Source organism: Flavobacterium maritimum (genome assembly GCF_040049085.1).
GTDB lineage: Bacteria > Bacteroidota > Bacteroidia > Flavobacteriales > Flavobacteriaceae > Flavobacterium > Flavobacterium maritimum.
In genome coordinates this window covers 300,943-322,261 of sequence record NZ_JBDLZY010000006.1, presented here as the reverse complement: position 1 = coordinate 322,261, position 21,319 = coordinate 300,943, and the positions used below count along the sequence as shown (strand labels likewise).

The following is a 21,319-nucleotide window of genomic DNA, read 5'->3' as shown; positions in this document are numbered from 1 at the left end:
TATGAAATTTAAACTATTTTTGGCTTTCTTATTATTACAATTTAGTTTGTCATTTGCAACCAAATCAGTTTGTCTTCCAAAAGAAGAATTCAAAAATTCATTCAAACAAAGAACAAATAGAACTTTTAAAGCCGCTAAAAATGCGTCCTTTACAATTAATGCAACTGGAAATCAAATCTATTGCCCACAGACTAGCATAAAAATTGTAACTGACTTTACAATTAATGACCCTGGCAACAATAGTGGTAAATCTATTTTTATCCAAATCGCTTCTGGATACGTAAATGGCGAGGACACCTTAATCTTAACTGGTTCCCACCCATCTGTGATTGCAAACTGGAATAATGGAACTGGAAAACTCACATTATCAAGTCCTACAGGAAGCCCCGTTTCTTATACTGATTTTATCAATGCTGTCAAGGATATAGAATTTAAAAATAATTCAGCTACACCTTCAGGAACTAGAAGTTTCTCCATAACTCTTGGACAAGCAAATTACCTTCCTTCAACAAAACATTATTATCAATTTGTCTCGAATCCTGGTGTTTCCTGGGGAAATGCTAAAAGAGCAGCAGAGGCAAGCACCTATTTTGGACTGCAAGGATACTTAGCAACCGTTACTACATTAGATGAGGCTAAATTCGTCGGAGAACAACTCTCTGGAAACGGTTGGTTAGCTGGTAGTGACGTAATAAAGGAGGGGGAATGGAAATGGCAATCAGGTCCAGAAAAGGGGATCGTTTTTTGGAATGGGCTTGAATCTGGTTACACCACAACTTTTGCTTACTGGAATAGCTATAAAGAACCCGACAATGGAAAAATAAAAGAGCTCATAAAACAACCTGGAGTTGAAGATTATACTTATATCACAGATCCAAACAATGGGCAAAAAGGAACTTGGAATGACTTAGATCTTTATGGAGTAAAAGACCCTGCAAATCTTAACTATCCAAAAGGATACATAGTAGAATATGGCGGTATGCCAGGAGACACATCTCCTCACATAGCAACTAGTACTTCTTTAACTATCCTTTCAATTACAAGCACTATAGCGCCTGAAATATGCAACTTAGGCAGCAGTATTCTTCAAGCTACAGCATCAGCAGGAACATTAAATTGGTATGATACGGAACTTGGTGGAAAACTACTAGGAACGGGAGCAAATTATACAACTCCAATTTTAAATTCCACAATTACCTATTATGTAGAAAGCACAATTGCTGGCTGTTCAACAAAAAGAACAGCCGTCGAAGTAAAAGTCAACAATACACCCACAATAACCACAGTAGAGATTCCTCAACCCGTTTGTGGTTCAGGAATCTTTTTCCTAAAAGCAAATGCGTCTGAAGGAATAATTAATTGGTTTCCAACAATTACGGGCGGGCAACTATTAAGCTCAGGATCACTTTATATAACTCCACAAATTTCAGAAAACACAACCTTTTATGCTGAAGCCAATAATAATGACTGCATATCCCTTGAAAGAACACCTTTTAAAATCGAAATTTATCCACTTCCTCCGGTAACAGATGAACAAGTAGCATTATGCCCCCCAAATACAGTTGTTTTAGATGCAAATGTTTCAAACATGTCCTATTTATGGTCAACCGGAGAAACAACACAAACAATTGTCGTTTCTGCCACAGGAGCTTATACCGTAGATATAACCAGTCCAGCACCCGAAAACTGTACTATTACAAAAAAAACCACCGTAGTAGAGCACGCTGTTCCCGAAATAAATAGGATAGATGTTAACGAAACAACCGTCACAGTTCACTTAAACAATCCGCAAACCTATTTTGAATATTCTATTGACGGAACTAACTATCAATCTTCGAATGTATTCTTCAATGTTTCTGGCGGCCTCCAAACTGCTTATGTAAGAGAAATAAATTATTGCACCTTCGACACACAAACCTTTATAGTACTATCTATCCCAAAGTTTTTTACGCCAAACAATGATGCTTACAACGACACTTGGAAAGTAGAAGGATTAATTAATTATCCGGAAGCTGAAGTAACCATTTTTGATCAATACGGAAAGTTCATTACAAAACTTAATCTGGTAAACCAAACATGGGACGGAACCTACAACAAGAATCTTTTACCGTCTTCGGATTATTGGTATGTTTTAAAGTTAGATGCCAATAGTCCTGAAAAAAGAGGTCACTTTTCTTTGAAAAGATAATTTAAATTGAATTTTATTGACTAATTTTTTTCTGAATTTCGTCTAAAATATAAAGGTAATCCTCGTGGTCTTTTACAAAATCACGATTGGACACATCGATTATCAAAACATTCAAATCCGTTTGTGATTTAATATAATCAAGATAGCCATTATTAATTTTATCCAAATAATCGGCTGGAATTTCTTGTTCGTAGCTCCTGCCTCTTTTCTTTATATTTTGCAATAACCGCTCTGAATTTTGATACAGATAAATATATAAATCCGGTCTGGGCATCTCTCTGTAAATAATATCGAACAAATTGCGATAAAGGCGATACTCATCATCCGCCAAAGTTATTTTTGCAAAAATCAATGATTTAAAAATATGATAGTCTGCAACAATAAAATCTTTAAATAAATCAAATTGCGCCAAATCATCTGATAATTGTTTATATCGATCAGCCAGAAAAGACATTTCTAAAGGAAAAGCATATCGGTTTTGATCTTTATAAAATTTAGGCAAAAAAGGATTGTCTGCAAACCTTTCTAAAACAGTCTTGGCATTAAAATCTTCAGCAATCTTCATCGACAAAGTCGTTTTCCCCGCTCCGATATTACCTTCAAAAGCAATATAATTGTAGTTTTCTAAAGGAATACTTTGTATCGGGCTATTCAAACTGCGGACTACTTTGCAAATACTTGCATCAGGAGTAATTTCCAGCAACTCATCTATTGATTTATTTAAAACAGGGTGAACCCAATTTAAATTTAAATCTTGTATAGGCAGTAAAACAAATTTTCTGTTTTGCATCAAAGGATGAGGAACCTGAAGCTTTTCTGAATCTATAACCTGATCATCAAAGACAATCAAATCGATGTCAATAACTCTGGACTGATATCCTTGCGCATCCGTTCGAATTCGCCCCATTTTTTTTTCAATCTTTAGAACCTGAGACAGAATTTTATTTGGAGCACTAAAAGTGTGCAACACTAAAGCACAATTGTAAAATGCTTCGCTATCAAAACCCCAAGACGGTGTTTCATATAATCTTGAAACTCTAATTACTGTTCCAATTTCCAGATGAATCAATTGCAAACATCTTTCGATATTTTCCAAACGATTGCCTTGATTGCTGCCTATAGATAAAACGACCTGATGTTGTGATTTCATAATAAGATGCAAATTAACTAAAAGTATTTTAGAATTAGCAATATATTTGCAGCCTGTGTTGATAACTACGTTTAGTGTTTTTAAAATATAAATCTGTAACACATCAGCATATTTTGCTACTTATAAAAAAAATACAATCATGAAATTTTTAGGAAATGTTTTAGCAACCGTTATTGGTATTTTTGTCTTTATGATGTTGTTCTTTTTTGGGATAATCCTTATTGGAGCCATCTTTGGAGGAGAACCGGAAGGTTTGGAGACAAAAGAAAATTCAGTAATCGAGTTGAATTTAGAAGATATAAAAAACGATTATGCCGGAAAATATAAAGATCCTTGGGTAACTATTTTTTCCGATAAAAAACATATTGGCCTTTCAGAAGTACTTAATTCTATTGAAGCCGCAAAAACTGATGAAAACATCAAGGGAATTTCTATACTAAACAACAGTTCTTCATTAGGAATGGCTCAAAGTAAAGCACTTCGTGATGCTTTGGAAGATTTTAAAAATTCCGGGAAATTTGTAATGGCCTACGCCAATTCCTATTCACAAAAAGAATATTATTTAAACTCTGTTGCGAATCCGATTTACTTGAATCCTGTGGGAGACATGGATTTTAAAGGATTATCTTCAGAAATTATGTTTTTTAAAGATTTACAGGACAAGTCTGGTGTAAAAATGGAAGTGATACGACATGGAAAATACAAAAGTGCCGTGGAACCTTTCCTTGACAACAAAATGAGCGATGCCAACAGAGAACAAATTACCACTTTATTAAATTCGGTTTGGAATTCTGTTGTTACTGATATATCAAAAAGCAGAAATGTGTCTGTAGCCAAATTAAATCAAATTGCAAATGGTCTTTTGGCCAGAACTCCAGAAATGGCAAAAGCGCAAAAATTAGTAGACATAATAGCTTACGAAGATGTTTATCACGCCGCCATTAAAAAAGCATTAAAAGTTGACAGCAAGGACGATTACAACAAAGTAACCATTGCCGACTACGCCAGAAAAGTAGCTACTACTTCATTAATAACAGATTCCAGCGACGAAATTGCCATTATCTATGCTCAAGGCGAAATTCACAGTGGCGAAGGAGATGTCAATGTTATTGGAGAAGGTTCCATGCGTCGCTCCCTTCGCGAGGCAAGAAAAAACGAAAATGTAAAAGCAATTGTACTCCGCATCAACAGTCCCGGCGGAAATGCTTTAACCTCTGATTTGATCTGGCGAGAAATAGAATTAACCAAAAAAGTAAAACCTGTTGTGGTTTCTATGGGAAATTACGCTGCCTCTGGCGGATATTACATTGCCTGTAATGCCAATAAAATTTTTGCAGAAAAAAATACTATTACGGGATCAATAGGTGTATTTGGAATACTACCTAATCTTAGTCAATTAACGACCAAAATAGGCATTCATGTTGAACAGGTAAAAACACATGAAAATTCGGCTCGATACAGTCCATTTCTTCCTTTGGATGAAAAATTTAAAGCAGTTACCCAAGAAGGCGTTGAAAAAGTTTACAAAACGTTTGTTTCCCGTGTAGCCAATGGGCGAAAAATGTCAGCTGCTGAAGTGGATTCTATCGGACAAGGTAGAGTTTGGACCGGCGCAGATGCTTTAAAAATTGGACTTGTTGATAAAATAGGAGGTTTGGATGATGCGATCAAAGAAGCTGCTGTTTTAGGAAAAACAAAAAACTACAGCACTCAAGACTATCCTGAATACGAGAAAAACTTTGATGACTTTTTAGAAAGCCTTCCCTTTGCCCGATCAAAAGAAGCGTTCATTAAAGAAGAAATTGGCGAAGAAAACTATAGGATGATGGAACAAATAAAAAAAATCCAAACACAAAAAGGAATTCAGGCAATGATGCCTTTTGATATTACCATTCAATAAAACAATTTTTTAAATCTCATAAATCCGTTTCAGTAAACACTTAAACGGATTTTTTATTTAACCACTTCAAGCTAATAAATAATTTTTCTTACATTTTTTTATGAAAAAATTACAAAGCAGCTTTCAGATAAAAACCTATTTTTGCACAAAATCAATATTATTATTTTTTGAAATTTCAACCCCCAAATAGCTATATATGTTAAAGAACGCTCTAAAAATCACAGGAATCGTACTTCTTTTATTCGTTACGGCATTGTTTGCCATTCCGTATTTTTTTAAAGATCAAATCAAAGCTAAAATAGCCGACGCAATCAATGAAAGTGTAGACGCCAAAGTTAGTTTTGCTGATGCCGATTTAAGTTTATTTAAAGATTTCCCCAATGCCAATGTTTCCATAGAAAACCTGGCCATCATCAACAAAGCGCCTTTTGAAGGAGACACATTAGTTTCCTTAGGTGAATTAAATTTACAAATGAGTATCAAAGAACTTTTCAAAGGAAAAGAAGAGGCTTTGAATATTGAAGGAATCAGTTCTGAAAACGGTTTGATAAATATTATTTTTAACAAAGATGGAATCGGAAACTTTGATATTGCTTTAAAAGACAAAACAAATACCAAAGAGGACGAGAAAAGCAAACCCCTTTCCTTAAAAATCCAAAATTACAAAATCGAAAATTTCACATTTCGTTATACTGACGAAGGTTCAAAAATAAAAATGGTTATTGACAGCCTAAACCATGAAGGAACAGGTGATTTTACGGCTTCAAAGCTGGATTTAAAAACACAGTCAACAGCTAAAGTCTCTTTAGACATGGATAAAGTCAATTACATGAAAAATGTTTCACTGACTTTAGATGCTGTTTTGGGTATTGATTTGGAAAAAAGCAAATATACCTTCAAAGAAAACAAAGCTTTGATCAATCAACTACCATTAGAATTTGATGGCTTTATCCAAATGGTCGAAGCGGGTCAGAACTATGATTTAAAATTCAAAACTCCAACCTCTGCTTTCACGAACTTTTTAGGACTTATCCCTTCTGCTTATGCTTCGAGTTTAGACGGTGTAAAAACAACAGGTGATTTTACCGTTGCGGGTTTTGCCAAAGGAATGCTTACAGATACAACGGTTCCCAAATTCAACATTGCAATCGCTTCAAACAATGCTTCTTTTCAATATCCTAACTTGCCAAAATCTGTTCAGAATATTGTAATTGACACTAAAATTGTGAACGAAACAGGAATCTTGAATGACACCTATGTCAATTTAGACAAGCTTTCATTCCGAATCGATCAGGATGTTTTTTATGCCAAAGCAAATATTAAAAACATTACTGTAAATCCTTTTGTAAATGCTGCGTTAAAAGGAACAATCAATCTCGGGAACCTTTCAAAAGCCTATCCTATAAAATTAGACAAACCTTTAGCAGGTATTTTAAAAGCAGATGTAACGACTCAATTTGACATGGCTTCAGTAGAAAAAAGTCAATACCAAAACATCAAAAACGCTGGTACAATGAGTTTATCAGGATTTAAATATACTGATGAAAACAATAAATCGATGAATATCAGCAAAGCCTTGGTACAATTTAATCCAAGTACAATAAATTTAAAACAATTTGATGCTACTACTGGAAAAAGTGACATTAGTATCAACGGTGTTTTGGAAAATTTCTATGGTTTTATGTTTAAAAACCAAGAGCTAAAAGGAAATTTCAATATGAGTTCCAATCAATTGGCTGTTGATGATTTTATGACTTCAGGAGAAGCTGTTCCTGCTAAAGCTGAAACCAAAAAAGCTGAAGCGATGAAAATACCTGCTTTCTTGAATTGTACATTAACCGCCAAAGCCAATACTGTCTTATATGACAATTTAAAATTGAAAGATGTATCTGGAAAACTGATTGTCAAAGATGAAAAAGTAACATTAGAAAATGTAAAGACTTCCATTTTTGGAGGAACAATTGGCGTTAATGGTGCCGTTTCCACAAAAGAAAAAACACCTGTTTTCAATATGAACTTGAATTTGAATCAAGTGGATATAGCACAATCATTCACCCAATTGGATATGTTGAAAAAAATCGCACCGATAGCCGGAATCATTAATGGAAAATTAAATTCGAACATTAAATTGAACGGAAATCTTGATGCGACAGAACTAACTCCCGACTTAAAAACAATATCAGGAGATTTGTTGGGACAACTGCTTTCTACGACTATAAATTCTAAAAACTCAACTTTGCTAACAGCCTTGGGTTCTAATTTGAAATTCATCGACGTAAACAAAATCAATCTAAATGATTTAAAAGCCGCGATTACTTTCAAGGATGGAAAAGTAAATGTAAAACCATTTGATATAAAATATCAAGATATAAAAGCAACTATTGGCGGAACGCATGGTTTTGACCAAAGCATGAATTACAATTTGAAGTTTGATGTTCCTGCAAAATATTTAGGTTCAGAAGCCAATGCATTTATTGCAAAAATGTCCCCTGCTGATGCGGCCAAATTAGAAAACATTCCAATAAATGCTTTAATGACAGGAAGTTTCACGAATCCGAAAATTTCAACAGACATGAAAAGTGCGGTTACTAATTTAACCAATCAATTAGTAAAACAACAAAAAGATAAATACACAAAACAAGGTACAGCTGCCCTAACTGATTTGATTAATAAAAACACCAAATCAAAAGACACTACCAAAGCGGCAGCAACTACCAAACAGCAAACAACTGAGGCTGTAAAAACTAAAGCGAGTGAAGTGCTTAACGGTTTCTTCAAGAAGAAAAAAACTGAGGAGCCAAAAACAACTACTCCTTAAATTCCTCCACATTAAAAAAGGCCTAAAAGTTGAAATACTTTTAGGCCTTTTTTTTTACACATTTATTTTTACCACATATCCTTCGGAACCCCGAATATTAAAAACAGTTCCGTCTTCAAACAACAAATATTGACCTTTAACCCCTGTTAATTTCCCACCGAATGAAGGCGTTTTTTCTAGGCTCAAACTGTTTACTTTTTTTGGATATTCCAAAACGGGATATTGTATTTCGTACAAATCATTTTTCTGTAAATAGAAATATTCCTGCACTTCAGCTGGAATTAAACTTTCGACTTTGAGCCTTTCAGCTATCAGGTCAACCTGCTCAATATTGTTGGTCAACATTTTTCGCCAATTAGTTTTATCGGCATAATGACTTTTTAGTGCCACCTCCGTAATTCCAGCCAAATATCTATTGGGAACTTCAACAATAGAGATCGCCTGCGAAGCCCCCTGATCAATCCATCTGGTCGGCATTTGTGTTTTCCTCGTTACCCCCACTTTTATCTCACTAGACAAAGCCAAATACACAATATGAGGCTGTAACTGTGCTTTTTCTTCATAAGCCAAATCCCTGTCCTGTATACCTAGATGGGCAGTACTTAATTCGGGCTTCATGATCCAATCACCTACAGCTGGGCTTGAATAAAAACAGTCATAACAAAATCCCTGACGAAATATTTTTTTCTTTTTTGCGCAATTCAAACATTGAAAACCCACAAAATTGATTTCCAGATCCTTACCCAACAATTGATTCACATTCAAAAAACTATTCTCAAACACCAGATAATATTGGATTGGATTACCAAATTCCGTTTGCATTTTTGTAAGTACTCCTTCGTAAGTCATTATATTTAAAGTTTCGTGTTTATCGTTTCTAGTTAAACAAAATTTGTTATTTTTGGTAAAGTTATCATTCATAACCCATAATTCATAACTCCTAATTTAAAAATGCCACTAACAATAATCAATTCTTTTGCATCTTGGGTTCTGAAACAACGAATTCACCAAATTGAACTTTTTTTAAAATATCCAAATGAAGTTCAGGAAGAATTGCTGATGAATTTAATCAGGGCATCAGAAAATACCGCTATTGGCAAGCAATATGATTATGAATCGATAAACTCCTACCAAACTTTCACAGAAAGAGTTCCTGTTTCTTCCTACGAAGAATTACAACCTTTGATTGAACGAACCCGAAAAGGAGAGCAGAATGTTTTCTGGGAAACTCCCATAAAATGGTTTGCCAAATCAAGCGGGACAACCAATGCAAAAAGTAAATTTATCCCAGTGAGTAATGAGGCATTAGAAGATTGCCATTACAAAGGAAGTAAGGATTTATTGTGCATGTATTTAAACAATAATGAAGACTCAGAAATGTTTCTGGGAAAAAGTCTTCGCCTCGGAGGAAGTTCTCAAATATACGAAGACAACAATACTTTTTTTGGTGATTTGTCAGCCATTTTGATTGAAAACATGCCTATTTGGGCAGAATTCAGCAGCACACCAAGTAACAAAATTTCACTTATGAGTGAATGGGAAACCAAGATTGCTGCCATTATAAATGAAACCAAAAACGAAAACGTAACCAGTTTTGCAGGAGTTCCATCTTGGCTATTGGTTTTAATGAACAAAGTTTTGGAAGATACCGGAAAAGGAAATCTACTTGAAGTCTGGCCCAACTTGGAAGTCTATTTTCATGGCGGCGTAAATTTCGAACCTTACCGCGAACAATACCAAAAAATTCTCCCAAAAAAGGATTTCAAATATTACGAAATATATAATGCTTCCGAAGGTTTTTTCGCCATTCAGGATTTGAATAATTCCAGTGATTTATTATTAATGTTAGATTACGGTATTTTTTATGAATTCATCCCGATGGATACTTTTGGAACACCCAATCAAAAAACCATTCGTTTGGCCGATGTAGAACTTTTCAAAAATTATGCTTTGGTGATTACGACTAATTCTGGTCTATGGCGATATCTGATTGGGGACACTGTTCGTTTTACTTCATTGAGTCCATACCGAATTAGGGTTACAGGCAGAACCAAACATCATATTAATGTTTTTGGAGAAGAATTAATGGTTGAGAATACAGATCAGGCTATTGCCAAGGCCTGTAAAATCACGCATACTGAAGTTGTTGATTATACGGTAGCTCCCGTTTTTATGAAAGGCAAAGAAAAGGGTGCGCATGAATGGATAATAGAATTCAAGAAAAAACCGGCAGATATTAGCACTTTCCAAAAAATACTTGATGAAACCTTACAAACTCTAAATTCCGATTACGAGGCGAAGCGTTACAACAATATGACTCTTAATCCACTGGTAATAAATGTAGCCCGAGAAAATTTATTTTATGACTGGCTAAAGGACAAAGACAAATTGGGCGGACAACATAAAATTCCGAGACTTTCAAATCATCGCGATTATCTGGAGCAATTGAAAAGTATGCAGTTTCAATATAACGAATAAAGATGAAAAATTCTCTTTATATCCTCATCACAATAATTCTTCTGGGGTCTTGCGGGCCAAAAAGAATGGGATGCGGTGCAAGAGGAATTTGCAAAGCATTCCAAAATTCGAAATCGGTGAGCATAAAAAAGAACCCAGCCGTTTATTTCAACACCAATAAAAAAATATTCCCCTGAGATAAACACGGTTGCGATTTATTGGAATAGACCGCAATTATTGTTTTTACTTTTCATCAAAATTCACCATCCAATTGATTCCAAATTTATCTACAAACATTCCGAAATAAGCTCCCCAAAACGTTTTATTCATTGGCATGAATGGATTCCCACCGGCAGAAAGTCCATTAAAAAGTCTGTCTGCCTCTTCTTTACTTTCAGTATTGATAGAGATGGATATATTTGCGCCAAAAACAACTTCACCGCTAGCCGAATTGCTGTCACTTCCCATTAAGACCGAATCTTTACCAATTGGCAAACTTATGTGCATAATTTTGTTTGCATCTTCTTCCGAAAGCGTAGGATTCGTATCACCCGCAGGCATATCACTAAACTTCCCCACATAAGGAAACTCACCACCAAATACAGATTGGTAAAATAGAAATGCTTCTTCGCAATTTCCATTAAAAATTAAATAAGGATTAATTGATGCCATAATTGTAGTTTTAAATTTATTATTTGATTATTCTATTCTTCCGAAAGTTTCTTTACCATTTCTAAACCTTTAGGGAATGTAGTTTTAAAATAGTCTACATACTTATCCACGACATCTATTTTAGTCTCTAAAACAGCAACACCTTTGTCTTCGGTCAGCCGATACGTTTCCATCGCCCCTGTCCATTCTTTAGTCGCTTCATCAACAGGCATAACCTCAAAATTTTTGATTTCACTCAAATGTTTAAAAGCTATATACGCGTTATCAATCTTCGTATCGATAACACTATTCATTCCTTCCCCATTAGGCGAAAGAAAGTGTATTTTACTGCCTTGTTTCCAATCGCTTACAGCATAAGTCCCTTCGCAAAAAACAGTTGTCCATTTTCTATAGGTTTCGTCATCCCACAAAACGGACCATACTTTTTCTTTTGGAGCATTAATTTCAATTTTAAAGTCTAGTATTTCCATATTTAATAATATCCGTTTTTTTTATAGGAATTTTGGTCTCTCCATTCTTCATCAGCATTTATGCTTTTGAATTATTATGATTTTATATTTTCATTATTTAGACAATTTACTAAAATCCATGAATAATGCATTCCATCGATGCCCATCTAAATCGGCAAAACCGCAACCATACATCCATCCTTGATTCTCCGCAGGCTTGGCAAAAACTGTTCCTCCCGCTTCGATCACTTTTTGTGCTAATTCATCGACTTCTTCCCTGCTCTCGGCATCAATTGAAATTAAAACTTCAGAACTTGATTTGGTATCAGTAATTTTATTTTGCACAAAACCACCAAACATTGATTCCTCAAAAAGCATCACTACAAAATTCTTTTCACCTACTAACATAGCTGCGGAATGCTCCGTATCGTGCTGCTCGTTAAAAGAAAATCCGATATTAGCAAAGAAAACCTTTGATTTAGTTAACTCCTTTACCGGGAGATTAAGCCATATTTGCTTTGTCATTTTGTTTCAGTTTAAATAGAAATATTTTCAGCGTATTTTTTAAAATTATCCAATATAGCCTGCCAACCCTGTTGCTGCAAAGCTTCGGAATTTTCTGTTTCCGGATCAAATTTTTCTGTAACTACAACTCCGTTCTCTTGACTTTTAAAAGTAACAATTACTTTTCTATTATCAGCAAGTTTATACTCTATTAAAGAATGGTTTGCTACATTGGTATACACCCCTTCAAAATCAAAACTCATCGTGCCATCCCTTGAAGCCATGGTATACTTGAATTTCCCTCCTACTCTTAAGTCATTTTCGGCATGTGGGGTATACCAATCATCAGAAGCATTATTCCATTGCATAATGTGATCTGGAGAAGTCCATAATTTCCAAACTTTTTCAATCGACTTATTTATTTCACATTGAACTGTTATCATAGTATCATTTTAAAATTTAGGATATTAAAGTTACGACTAATTTAAATTCGTTTATCGTTTGCAATTATTTTTTTCTAAGGTATAAAAAAACCTTAGCTCCAAATAAGAACTAAGGTTTTTCTACTATCGTTTTCAGAATTTACTACTCTTCCATCATATCAATATGTCTGTCGTGGTAACCCAACAGGTATAAAACACCGTCGAGACCTAGGCTGGAAATAGAAGTAGCTGCATTTTCTTTAACCGTTGGTTTGGCATGAAAAGCAATTCCTAAACCAGCCAGGTTCAGCATAGGCAAATCATTTGCACCATCACCCACTGCAATAGTTTGGTTGATATGTATACCTTCTTTTTCGGCAATAGCTGTTAAGTATTCAGCTTTCTTTTGACCATCAACAATTTCACCCAAATATTTACCTGTCAATTTACCGTCTTTAATCTCCAATTGATTCGCATAAACATAATCAATCCCTAACTCCTTTTGCAAATAATCCCCAAAGTAGGTGAATCCTCCAGATAAAATAGCGGTTTTATAGCCGTAATATTTTAAGGCCTTCATCAATCGATGTGCCCCTTTTGTTATGGGTAGATTTTCAGCAACTTTTTGCAATACTTCTTCACTCAAGCCTTCTAACAAAGCCATACGTTTTTTGAAGCTTTCGCTAAAATCAATTTCACCATTCATAGCCGATTCTGTAATGGCTCTAACTTGCTCACCAACACCGGCCAAATCAGCTAATTCATCAATTACTTCGGTTTGAATTAAAGTAGAATCCATATCAAAACAAACCAAACGTCTGTTTCTTCTGTACATATTATCTTCTTGAAAAGAGATATCTACATCTAAGGTTCTGGAAATTTCCATAAAACTGGCAGTCATCAAGGTTTTATCGACAATATTTCCAGTTACGGATAATTGTACACAAGAACGGGGATACTCTTCTTTTTCAACTACAGAAGTCCTACCCGTTAATCTTATGATAGAATCAATATTCAAATTTTGGTCCGACATTATTTTGGTCACAGCCGCTAATTGCATAGCGGTCAATGTTTCGCCCAAAACATTTATGATATAACGTTGCTTTCGTTGTGCTTTTACCCATTTTTCGTAATCCGGAATAGTAATCGGAATAAACTTAACCTTAATCTCCAATTCATACGCTTTAAACAATAAATCTTTCAAAACTGGTGCAGAAGAAGAACCCGTTTTTATTTCAAATAAAATCCCTAAAGATAACGTATCGTGAATATCGGCTTGACCAATATCTAAAATAATGGCATCATAAGTCGCCAATATGGATGTTAAACCAGCAGTTACTCCAGGTTTATCCTGACCAGAAACTTTTAACAAAATAATCTCTTTATCTTCTAATGCCATTTTTATTTATATTGATTTACAATCGGCAAAAATCGGCAATCTATCGCTTATAAAAAAGAATATCCCCTGTTTTTTCACAAAGAGAAAATGGGAACTTAAACTTCCTGAACCCTTTGGATACAATTGGTTGTTTACCCAATCACATTTATAGTTGCAAATAAGCCCCAGACAGACATTTTTCTTGTCAAACGGCAATACTCAATAAAAAAACCTGCTCAAGTAAATGAGCAGGTTTCTGTTATTTCAAAAAAACAATCCTTAAGAAGCAATTTCCAATCGCTTCAATAAATTTTTATTCAGGGTTTCTTTGGCGTAATCTCGATCGATTACTAATGTTTTATCCTCAGAACTTGGTAATTCATACATGGCATCCGTTAAGATAGCTTCGCATAAAGAACGCAATCCACGGGCTCCTAATTTGTATTCTAAAGCTTTATCAACAATAAAATCCAATGCTTCATCCGTGATAGAGAATTCTACCTCATCCATCAAAAACAATTTTTCGTATTGTTTGATTAAGGCATTCTTAGGTTGTGTCAAAATAGCACGCAATGTTTCTCTGTCTAAAGGATCCATGTGTGTCAAAACTGGTAGACGACCAATGATTTCAGGAATCAATCCAAAATCTTTGATGTCTTTCGGGATAATGTATTGCAACAAATTGTCTTTGTCAATATTATCCACATTTTTTGAAGTACTGTAACCCACCGCTTGACGATTCAATCGTTTGGAGATAATTCTTTCCACACCATCAAATGCACCACCGGCTATAAACAAGATATTCTGGGTATTTACCTCAACAAATTTTTGGTCCGGGTGTTTACGCCCTCCTTTTGGAGGAACGTTCACAACAGTTCCTTCCAATAATTTCAATAAGGCCTGTTGCACTCCTTCTCCGGAAACATCACGTGTAATCGATGGATTATCGCTTTTGCGGGCAATCTTATCGATTTCATCAATGAATACAATTCCTCTTTCGGCTTTGGCTACATCATAATCAGCAGCTTGAAGCAAACGTGTCAAAATACTTTCAACATCTTCCCCCACATAACCAGCTTCAGTAAGAACTGTAGCATCCACGATAGCCAAAGGCACATCCAACATTTTGGCAATGGTTTTAGCCACTAATGTTTTTCCTGTTCCCGTTTGTCCCACCATGATGATGTTACTTTTTTCAATCTCTACCTCATCATCCAATTGCTGTTGCATCAAACGTTTGTAGTGATTGTAAACCGCAACCGACATTACTTTTTTAGTTTGGTCTTGGCCAATAACATATTGATCCAAAAACGCTCTGATTTCTTTTGGCTTTTTAAGAATCAAATCACCAACCAGTTTTGAACTTCCGCTGGATTTAAGTTCTTCTAAAACAATTCCGTGTGCCTGTTCGATACATTTATCACAAATATGTGCATTGATACCAGCAATCAATAAATTGGTCTCTGGCTTTTTCCTCCCACAAAACGAACATTCTAATACTACTTTTGCCATTTTTATTTAGTTACAAAGATTCATAGGTACACAGGTACAAAGTCTGCTAAAAGGACTCCGAAAATCTATTAACCTAAAACTTCTTTTTTAATCTTTATATTTAACCTCAAAACTACAAGTTGCTACCTTTGAAACGTAGCTTCTTTGTAACTCTGAAACTTAAAAATTATCCTCTTATTAAAACTTCATCAATCATTCCGTACACTTTTGCTTCCTCGGCAATCATCCAGTAATCACGCTCACTGTCATTATGTACTTTTTCGAAAGTTTGTCCTGAATGATGAGAGATAATTTTATACAACTCATCTTTCAATTTCAACATTTCACGTAAGTTGATTTCCATATCTGTAGCAACTCCTTGTGCTCCTCCAGATGGTTGGTGAATCATTACTCTTGAATGTGGCAAAGCAGAACGTTTTCCTGCTGCTCCGGCACACAAAAGAACCGCTCCCATAGAAGCAGCCATACCTGTACAAATAGTAGCTACATCAGGTTTGATGTATTGCATAGTGTCATAAATTCCCAATCCTGCATAAACACTTCCTCCTGGAGAATTCAAATAAATCTGAATGTCTTTTGAAGCATCGGCACTTTCTAAGAATAATAACTGTGCCTGAACGATATTTGCAATTTGGTCATCAATTCCTGTTCCCAAGAATATAATTCTGTCCATCATCAGTCTGGAAAAAACGTCTAATTGGGAAATATTCAGTTGACGTTCTTCGATGATATATGGAGTCATGTTTGTTGGAGTCATTGCGCTTACGATTTTATCGTAATACATTGCATTTACTCCTTGGTGCTTTGTAGCAAATTTTTTAAATTCTTTACCGTAGTTCATTTTTTTAAGTTTAAAAGTTTGAAAGTCTAAAGTCTGAAAGTAGCTCAAACATAATGCAAAGCATCAAACAAAAGAGCGTCAAAAAATATTTTTTCTGACGCTCAAATATAACTATTTTTTATTGTTTCGTATCTGTAATAAATTCATAAAGTTTAAAAACCGTCAGGGAAATAGTTTTCTTTCATCCTATTTCTGCCCTTCTTAATTTTTGACTTTATGACCTTACAGACTAAGAAATTTATTCTCCGTATGAAGCAGCAATAAATTCTTCGTAAGTAACTTCTTTAGTTGTTGGATTTGCTTTTTCTTTGAACAATTCTAACAATTTAGCAGCTACTACTTGATCTGAAAGTCTTTTTACTTCTTCTTGGTTAGACAAAACTCTAGCAACAATTCCTTGAACTTCCTCGTCAGATGGATTTGTTTGTCCAAATTGTGCCATTTGTTGTTTGATAGCGTTCGTAGTAAACGATTTCAAATCTTCAAAAGTGATTTGAATGTTACTTTGAGCCATTGCCCTACCTTCGATTAATTGAAAACGCAATCCTTTTTCAGAACGTGCATATTCTACTTCAGCCTCTTCAGCAGACAATTTTTTCTCACCAACAGTTTGCAACCATTTTTTAAGGAATTCAGCTGGCAAATCGAATTTTGTGTTTTCGATTAAAAATTCAGTAACGTCTCCTAATAATTTTTGGTCTGCTTGTTGAGCAAATTGAGACTCAGCATCTTCTTTGATTTTTGCTTTCAAATCTTCAAGAGAAGCTACAACACCTGCTCCAAAAAGTTTGTCGAACAATTCTTGGTTTAATTCAGCCAATTCAGCTGTTGTGATGGCTTCGATAGTGAAATCAACATCAACATCTAAACCGTGAACATCATCATGACTTACTTTCATGAAGTCCATCAATTGATGATCATCTTCAAATAAACCTTTTGTGTTTACCGTTACTACATCACCTACTTTTTTACCGATGAATTTATCAGCAGTCGCTTTATCTTTGAAAATATCTAAAGAGAAAGTTGTTTTATTATTGATTCCTTTTTCTTCGTTAGAGAAAGTTCCGGTAAGATCAGAACCAGCTTCAACAACTTCTTGAGGAATAGCTGTACCAAATTGTTTTTGGATACGGGCTACTTGACCTTCGATCAATTTATCGTCAGCAGTAACTATATATTTAATGATATCGTTTTTAGCATCTAAGTCTAATTCGAAGTTTGGCACTAAACCAATTTCGTATTCGAATACTAATTCTTCAGCATCCCAATCAAAATTTTCGTTTTCTTTAGCAAGAGGAGTTCCCAAAAGGTTTAATCTTTCAGATTGCACGAAACGCTCTAAAGCTAAATCAACCACTTTCTTAACTTCTTCTTGTTTGATTGCTTTACCGTATTGTTTTTCAACAAGGTCTTTAGGTACTTGTCCTTTTCTAAATCCTTTAACAGTTGCCAAAGGCATTTTTTCGTTTATTCTTTTTGCTACTTGACCTTTGTAATCCATGTGAACAACTGTCATTACAATTGTTTCATTCACAGCGTCTATTGCTACTCTTTTAATATCCATCTTCTTCTTTAATTTACATAATAAAATTGGGTTGCAAAATTATAAAATTTTTGTTAGCCAACCAAGTATTTTACTCCCTAACCTTTTTGATTGAATTTTAGGCAGTTATTTAACAAAATCACAGGTCCGAAAAGGCAAATAATTTGGGCGTGTCCCTCCGTAAAAACTACGGGTCAGGCTGTTCGTTCCCGCTTTTTATCGCCTGCCCAAAAAAGGCAGTCCATAAAAGAGCTCTACTGCCGTCCTTCACGCGGCTGGAGGTATTCAGCAATAAAAAATCTCCTTGATAATTTGTAATAATTTATTTATATATTTGAAAGTAAATAAACACTGGTACTAGTCAGACAAAGCAGCCCGATTTAGGTTGAATAAGTCGGATACTATCAGACCTATGCGCAAGTTAGCTGCTATTATACAACCGACCACAAACAAAAGAAATTTCACAGAAAAAATATGAATTGTAAAACTTGCAACAAAGAATTAGCCTCGAAGTATTGTCCAGACTGTGGACAACCAGCCGAACTGAAAAGAATTGACGGACATTACATAATGCACGAAATTGAACATGTTTTACATTTTGAACGTGGAATTTTATATACAATCAGAGAACTCATTCTAAATCCAGGACAAAACATTAGGAATTATTTTACACATAATAGAACTCGACTTGTGAAGCCAATTATTTTCATAATTGTAACCTCTTTGATTTATACACTTTTTACCCACTTTTTCCACATTGAAGACGGCTATGTAAAATATCACGAAGCTATAAAGTCTACTACAGGCTCAATCGTAAAATGGGTGCAAGACCATTATGGCTATGCAAACATTATGATGGGGGTGTTCATTGCTTTATGGTTAAAACTATTTTTTAGAAAGTACAACTATAACTTTTACGAAATCTTGATAATGCTTTGTTTTGTTATGGGAATGGGAATGTTAATTTTTTCCGTTTTTGTACTCATAGAAGGTCTGACACATTTTCACATAATGACAATTGCGGGTATAATAGGCATTGCATATTGTACTTGGGCAATCGGACATTTTTTTGACAAGAAAAAAGTGGCGAGCTATTTAAAAGCACTCGGTGCATATATTTTAGGGATGATTACGTTTTGGATTTTACCAGTTATTTTTGGAACATTGATAGATTTATTAAGTAAACATTAAAAACTATGAACAATAAAAAAGGAATACAATTTCCCCCGCTAGCGCGAGCGTCCAGCTCGTGCCCTTGAAAATATTATATTGTAAAAAACCATAAACAAAGGACCAAACGATTTTGATATAGATTTAAATTGATTCAAATAATAGGCACAAGCGGGACGCTCGCGCCAGCATAGGATTTGGGCAATTGGCTTAATGGAAAGTTGGTTTTGTATTTGGGAGTTTTGGCTAATCCGAAATTTAAGGCTAATTTAGTCGTAAACCTCTGGTCGTAAGTGGACTAAACTTAAAAGAATTGCATATGAAACTATTATCTAGAATATTTTTATTCTTAATACTTACTAGCTGTTCGAATAGAATTGTTTCGACAAAATCAGGTCTAAATTATCGTGTTTTAGAAAAGGGAAATGGAATTAGAGCTAAAGCAGGCGATCACGTTTTTATATATGAAACAACAAGTTATAGAAACGGAACTGTTTTATATTCAAATTACAATTCCACTTCGCCAGTTAAAGTTTTGATTGGCGGAAATCAAGCAACCGAAGCGGTAGATGAAGGATTAAGAGGAATGAAAGTTGGCGAAATTCGAGAACTAATCGCTCCTCCTTATCTTGTAAAAAGAAAAGAATACCCAGACAATGTTTCTCCTGATTCGATTTTAGTCATCAAAATGAAGCTAGACAGAATTGAACGAAAATAAAATTCGCACTTACACCATCTCATCGACAACAAACACCATTAGCTCTCCCGACTTTAAAATATTTAATTGTTGACTGTGCTTTGCAAACCAATGTATAATGTAGATTTGCAATCCGAGCCCGCAATTTTTAAAAAAATGACACATTTTCCCGTTACAACTTCGACACTTTCAGCCACTGCCTTAGGACAATTGGTTACAGAAAAATATGGCCTGAACGAAAACTGCACTTGCCAATTGTTTAGAACAGGGATTAATCATACTTATTTCATTTCTGACAACGAAACAAAATATGTATTGCGTGTTTACTTTTACAACTGGCGTTCTAAATCCCAAATCCAGGAAGAAATCAATTTGTTGCATCTTCTAAAAGAAAATCACATTAGTATTTCTTTTCCTATTGTAGACAAAAAAGGCCATTACATACAAGATATAAACGCGCCGGAAGGCATACGACACGCCGTACTTTTCTCCTTTGCCGAAGGAGAAAAAATACGATTCATGGATGCTGCCACTTGTTTCACTATCGGTTGGCTTATGGCAAAAATCCACACAATAACGGCTAATAAAAGTATTGACCGCATCAATTACAATCTAGAAACCTTGATTCAATTGCCGTATGAATATGCAAAGCAATATTTCCCGGAGACAATAGCGGAAATGGAATTCATCAAAAAACAAAGCGAGAAAATCAGTAAAACCTTTGAGAAAATTGATTTCGCAAAGGTTCCAAAAGGAATTGTTCATATGGATATTTGGTACGACAACATGAACATTAAAGACCCAAACGAAGCAACCCTTTTCGATTTTGATTTTTGTGGAAACGGCTTGTTGATTTTTGATGTTGCTTATTTTTGCAAACAGCTGTTCCATATCGAAGTCAATAAAGACGAATACGAACTAAAAATCCAAAGTTTTTTAAAGGGTTATCAAAGCATAAGAACACTATCCGAAGAAGAAATACAAATGATTCCTGATGCCGGAGCCGCCATTTGGATTTTTTATCTTGGCGTACAATCGCAACGATTTGATTGGTCTAATATATTTTTGACGGAAAATTACCTGAAAATGTATATCGGAAGAATGAAATCTTGGATTGAATATAATGATTCGAAAATAAATAGTATTTTTACCACAAAATCCTAAGAAAGATAGGAACATTGAACTACATATCACTAAAATTGCTAATTCAAATTAAATAGATTGACAAAGTATTTAAAATATCTGATTTCACTCTTTCTGGCTTTTGGCCTGATGGCGAATGATGGTGTTTTAGATTCTCAATCAAATTCAGCTGACTATTACCAATTCTCGAACCTAATTCTAAGAAGAGAATTAAACGATAAGGGTTCGAAATTATATACGTTCAATCAGGTAAATTCATCTGAAAAAACCGCATTCCTATTTAGTGCTACATACCTCAAATTTCAAGATATTTATAATCTTCAAATTCAGGTTCTTCTAAAATTACAAACCCTGATTTATCAAAAAATAAGTTCATTTACAATCCAACACCTCTTTGTAAATGATATGATTGCTTCAAGAAACTCCTATAAAAGTTTATACACAGCCTAGAAAATTTTCTTTTCTACGCATTTAT

Annotated in this window: 18 protein-coding genes; 8 read left to right on the top strand and 10 right to left on the bottom strand. The window is 34.7% G+C overall.

The window, feature by feature from the left end; all coding sequences use genetic code 11:
* Position 1: 1 nt before the first annotated feature.
* Positions 2–2,188: an Ig-like domain-containing protein gene (locus tag ABEB23_RS14675; RefSeq protein ID WP_348813361.1), complete on the top strand. Its 2,187-nt coding sequence runs from the start codon at positions 2–4 to the stop codon at positions 2,186–2,188.
* 13 nt (positions 2,189–2,201) lie between these two features.
* Here the strand turns inward: ABEB23_RS14675 and folK are convergent, their stop codons facing one another.
* A complete protein-coding gene (gene folK / locus ABEB23_RS14670; protein WP_348813360.1) occupies positions 2,202–3,338 on the bottom strand; it encodes a 2-amino-4-hydroxy-6-hydroxymethyldihydropteridine diphosphokinase in 1,137 nt (378 codons plus the stop codon).
* A gap of 139 nt (positions 3,339–3,477) precedes the next feature.
* Here folK and sppA point away from each other — a divergent pair, with 139 nt between their 5' ends.
* Both sppA and ABEB23_RS14660 read left to right on the top strand, forming a co-directional pair.
* On the top strand, positions 3,478–5,238 hold the full coding sequence (sppA, locus tag ABEB23_RS14665; protein WP_348813359.1) for a signal peptide peptidase SppA: 1,761 nt from the start codon (positions 3,478–3,480) through the stop codon (positions 5,236–5,238).
* 196 nt (positions 5,239–5,434) lie between these two features.
* The gene (locus ABEB23_RS14660; protein WP_348813358.1) at positions 5,435–8,056 is read left to right on the top strand and encodes an AsmA-like C-terminal region-containing protein; all 2,622 of its coding nucleotides are present in this window, start codon (positions 5,435–5,437) and stop codon (positions 8,054–8,056) included.
* A 54-nt stretch (positions 8,057–8,110) separates the two neighbouring features.
* On the opposite strand, the gene ABEB23_RS14655 is transcribed toward ABEB23_RS14660, so the two are convergent.
* The gene (locus ABEB23_RS14655; RefSeq protein ID WP_348813357.1) at positions 8,111–8,905 is read right to left on the bottom strand and encodes a DUF2797 domain-containing protein; all 795 of its coding nucleotides are present in this window, start codon (positions 8,903–8,905) and stop codon (positions 8,111–8,113) included.
* A gap of 102 nt (positions 8,906–9,007) precedes the next feature.
* Here ABEB23_RS14655 and ABEB23_RS14650 point away from each other — a divergent pair, with 102 nt between their 5' ends.
* Complete coding sequence (locus ABEB23_RS14650; RefSeq protein WP_348813356.1) at positions 9,008–10,534, top strand: GH3 auxin-responsive promoter family protein; 1,527 nt, start codon at positions 9,008–9,010, stop codon at positions 10,532–10,534.
* A 222-nt stretch (positions 10,535–10,756) separates the two neighbouring features.
* Here the strand turns inward: ABEB23_RS14650 and ABEB23_RS14645 are convergent, their stop codons facing one another.
* The 8 genes from ABEB23_RS14645 to ABEB23_RS14610 all read right to left on the bottom strand — a co-directional run bounded on the left by ABEB23_RS14645 (position 10,757) and on the right by ABEB23_RS14610 (position 17,855).
* Positions 10,757–11,185: a VOC family protein gene (locus ABEB23_RS14645; protein ID WP_348813355.1), complete on the bottom strand. Its 429-nt coding sequence runs from the start codon at positions 11,183–11,185 to the stop codon at positions 10,757–10,759.
* Positions 11,186–11,217: 32 nt separating this feature from the next.
* Positions 11,218–11,655 carry an SRPBCC domain-containing protein gene (locus tag ABEB23_RS14640; protein ID WP_348813354.1) on the bottom strand — a complete coding sequence of 146 codons (438 nt, stop codon included), beginning with the start codon at positions 11,653–11,655 and terminating at the stop codon, positions 11,218–11,220.
* A gap of 93 nt (positions 11,656–11,748) precedes the next feature.
* Positions 11,749–12,159, bottom strand: a complete 411-nt coding sequence (locus ABEB23_RS14635; RefSeq protein WP_348813353.1) for a VOC family protein — start codon at positions 12,157–12,159, stop codon at positions 11,749–11,751.
* A gap of 11 nt (positions 12,160–12,170) precedes the next feature.
* Positions 12,171–12,581: an SRPBCC family protein gene (locus tag ABEB23_RS14630; RefSeq protein WP_348813352.1), complete on the bottom strand. Its 411-nt coding sequence runs from the start codon at positions 12,579–12,581 to the stop codon at positions 12,171–12,173.
* Between the two features lie 142 nt (positions 12,582–12,723).
* The gene (gene serB / locus ABEB23_RS14625; RefSeq protein WP_348813351.1) at positions 12,724–13,959 is read right to left on the bottom strand and encodes a phosphoserine phosphatase SerB; all 1,236 of its coding nucleotides are present in this window, start codon (positions 13,957–13,959) and stop codon (positions 12,724–12,726) included.
* 258 nt (positions 13,960–14,217) lie between these two features.
* Positions 14,218–15,450, bottom strand: coding sequence for an ATP-dependent Clp protease ATP-binding subunit ClpX (gene clpX, locus ABEB23_RS14620; protein ID WP_348813350.1), 1,233 nt, complete (start codon positions 15,448–15,450; stop codon positions 14,218–14,220).
* 166 nt (positions 15,451–15,616) lie between these two features.
* Positions 15,617–16,291: an ATP-dependent Clp endopeptidase proteolytic subunit ClpP gene (gene clpP, locus ABEB23_RS14615; protein ID WP_348813349.1), complete on the bottom strand. Its 675-nt coding sequence runs from the start codon at positions 16,289–16,291 to the stop codon at positions 15,617–15,619.
* 238 nt (positions 16,292–16,529) lie between these two features.
* Positions 16,530–17,855, bottom strand: coding sequence for a trigger factor (locus tag ABEB23_RS14610; RefSeq protein ID WP_348813348.1), 1,326 nt, complete (start codon positions 17,853–17,855; stop codon positions 16,530–16,532).
* Positions 17,856–18,308: 453 nt separating this feature from the next.
* Between ABEB23_RS14610 and ABEB23_RS14605 the strand changes: the two genes are divergently transcribed.
* The 4 genes from ABEB23_RS14605 to ABEB23_RS14590 all read left to right on the top strand — a co-directional run bounded on the left by ABEB23_RS14605 (position 18,309) and on the right by ABEB23_RS14590 (position 21,294).
* The gene (locus tag ABEB23_RS14605) at positions 18,309–19,025 is read left to right on the top strand and encodes a DUF3667 domain-containing protein (protein ID WP_348813347.1); all 717 of its coding nucleotides are present in this window, start codon (positions 18,309–18,311) and stop codon (positions 19,023–19,025) included.
* Positions 19,026–19,323: 298 nt separating this feature from the next.
* A complete protein-coding gene (locus tag ABEB23_RS14600) occupies positions 19,324–19,722 on the top strand; it encodes an FKBP-type peptidyl-prolyl cis-trans isomerase (protein ID WP_348813346.1) in 399 nt (132 codons plus the stop codon).
* A gap of 135 nt (positions 19,723–19,857) precedes the next feature.
* A complete protein-coding gene (locus tag ABEB23_RS14595; RefSeq protein WP_348813345.1) occupies positions 19,858–20,865 on the top strand; it encodes a phosphotransferase in 1,008 nt (335 codons plus the stop codon).
* A gap of 57 nt (positions 20,866–20,922) precedes the next feature.
* Positions 20,923–21,294, top strand: coding sequence for a hypothetical protein (locus ABEB23_RS14590; RefSeq protein WP_348813344.1), 372 nt, complete (start codon positions 20,923–20,925; stop codon positions 21,292–21,294).
* Positions 21,295–21,319: the final 25 nt, after the last annotated feature.

Coding starts and splice junctions, on each gene's coding strand:
- ABEB23_RS14675 (WP_348813361.1), top strand. CDS start 2: ATGAAATTTAAACTATTTTTGGCTTTCTTATTATTACAATTTAGTTTG.
- folK (WP_348813360.1), bottom strand. CDS start 3,338: ATGAAATCACAACATCAGGTCGTTTTATCTATAGGCAGCAATCAAGGC.
- sppA (WP_348813359.1), top strand. CDS start 3,478: ATGAAATTTTTAGGAAATGTTTTAGCAACCGTTATTGGTATTTTTGTC.
- ABEB23_RS14660 (WP_348813358.1), top strand. CDS start 5,435: ATGTTAAAGAACGCTCTAAAAATCACAGGAATCGTACTTCTTTTATTC.
- ABEB23_RS14655 (WP_348813357.1), bottom strand. CDS start 8,905: ATGACTTACGAAGGAGTACTTACAAAAATGCAAACGGAATTTGGTAAT.
- ABEB23_RS14650 (WP_348813356.1), top strand. CDS start 9,008: ATGCCACTAACAATAATCAATTCTTTTGCATCTTGGGTTCTGAAACAA.
- ABEB23_RS14645 (WP_348813355.1), bottom strand. CDS start 11,185: ATGGCATCAATTAATCCTTATTTAATTTTTAATGGAAATTGCGAAGAA.
- ABEB23_RS14640 (WP_348813354.1), bottom strand. CDS start 11,655: ATGGAAATACTAGACTTTAAAATTGAAATTAATGCTCCAAAAGAAAAA.
- ABEB23_RS14635 (WP_348813353.1), bottom strand. CDS start 12,159: ATGACAAAGCAAATATGGCTTAATCTCCCGGTAAAGGAGTTAACTAAA.
- ABEB23_RS14630 (WP_348813352.1), bottom strand. CDS start 12,581: ATGATAACAGTTCAATGTGAAATAAATAAGTCGATTGAAAAAGTTTGG.
- serB (WP_348813351.1), bottom strand. CDS start 13,959: ATGGCATTAGAAGATAAAGAGATTATTTTGTTAAAAGTTTCTGGTCAG.
- clpX (WP_348813350.1), bottom strand. CDS start 15,450: ATGGCAAAAGTAGTATTAGAATGTTCGTTTTGTGGGAGGAAAAAGCCA.
- clpP (WP_348813349.1), bottom strand. CDS start 16,291: ATGAACTACGGTAAAGAATTTAAAAAATTTGCTACAAAGCACCAAGGA.
- ABEB23_RS14610 (WP_348813348.1), bottom strand. CDS start 17,855: ATGGATATTAAAAGAGTAGCAATAGACGCTGTGAATGAAACAATTGTA.
- ABEB23_RS14605 (WP_348813347.1), top strand. CDS start 18,309: ATGAATTGTAAAACTTGCAACAAAGAATTAGCCTCGAAGTATTGTCCA.
- ABEB23_RS14600 (WP_348813346.1), top strand. CDS start 19,324: ATGAAACTATTATCTAGAATATTTTTATTCTTAATACTTACTAGCTGT.
- ABEB23_RS14595 (WP_348813345.1), top strand. CDS start 19,858: ATGACACATTTTCCCGTTACAACTTCGACACTTTCAGCCACTGCCTTA.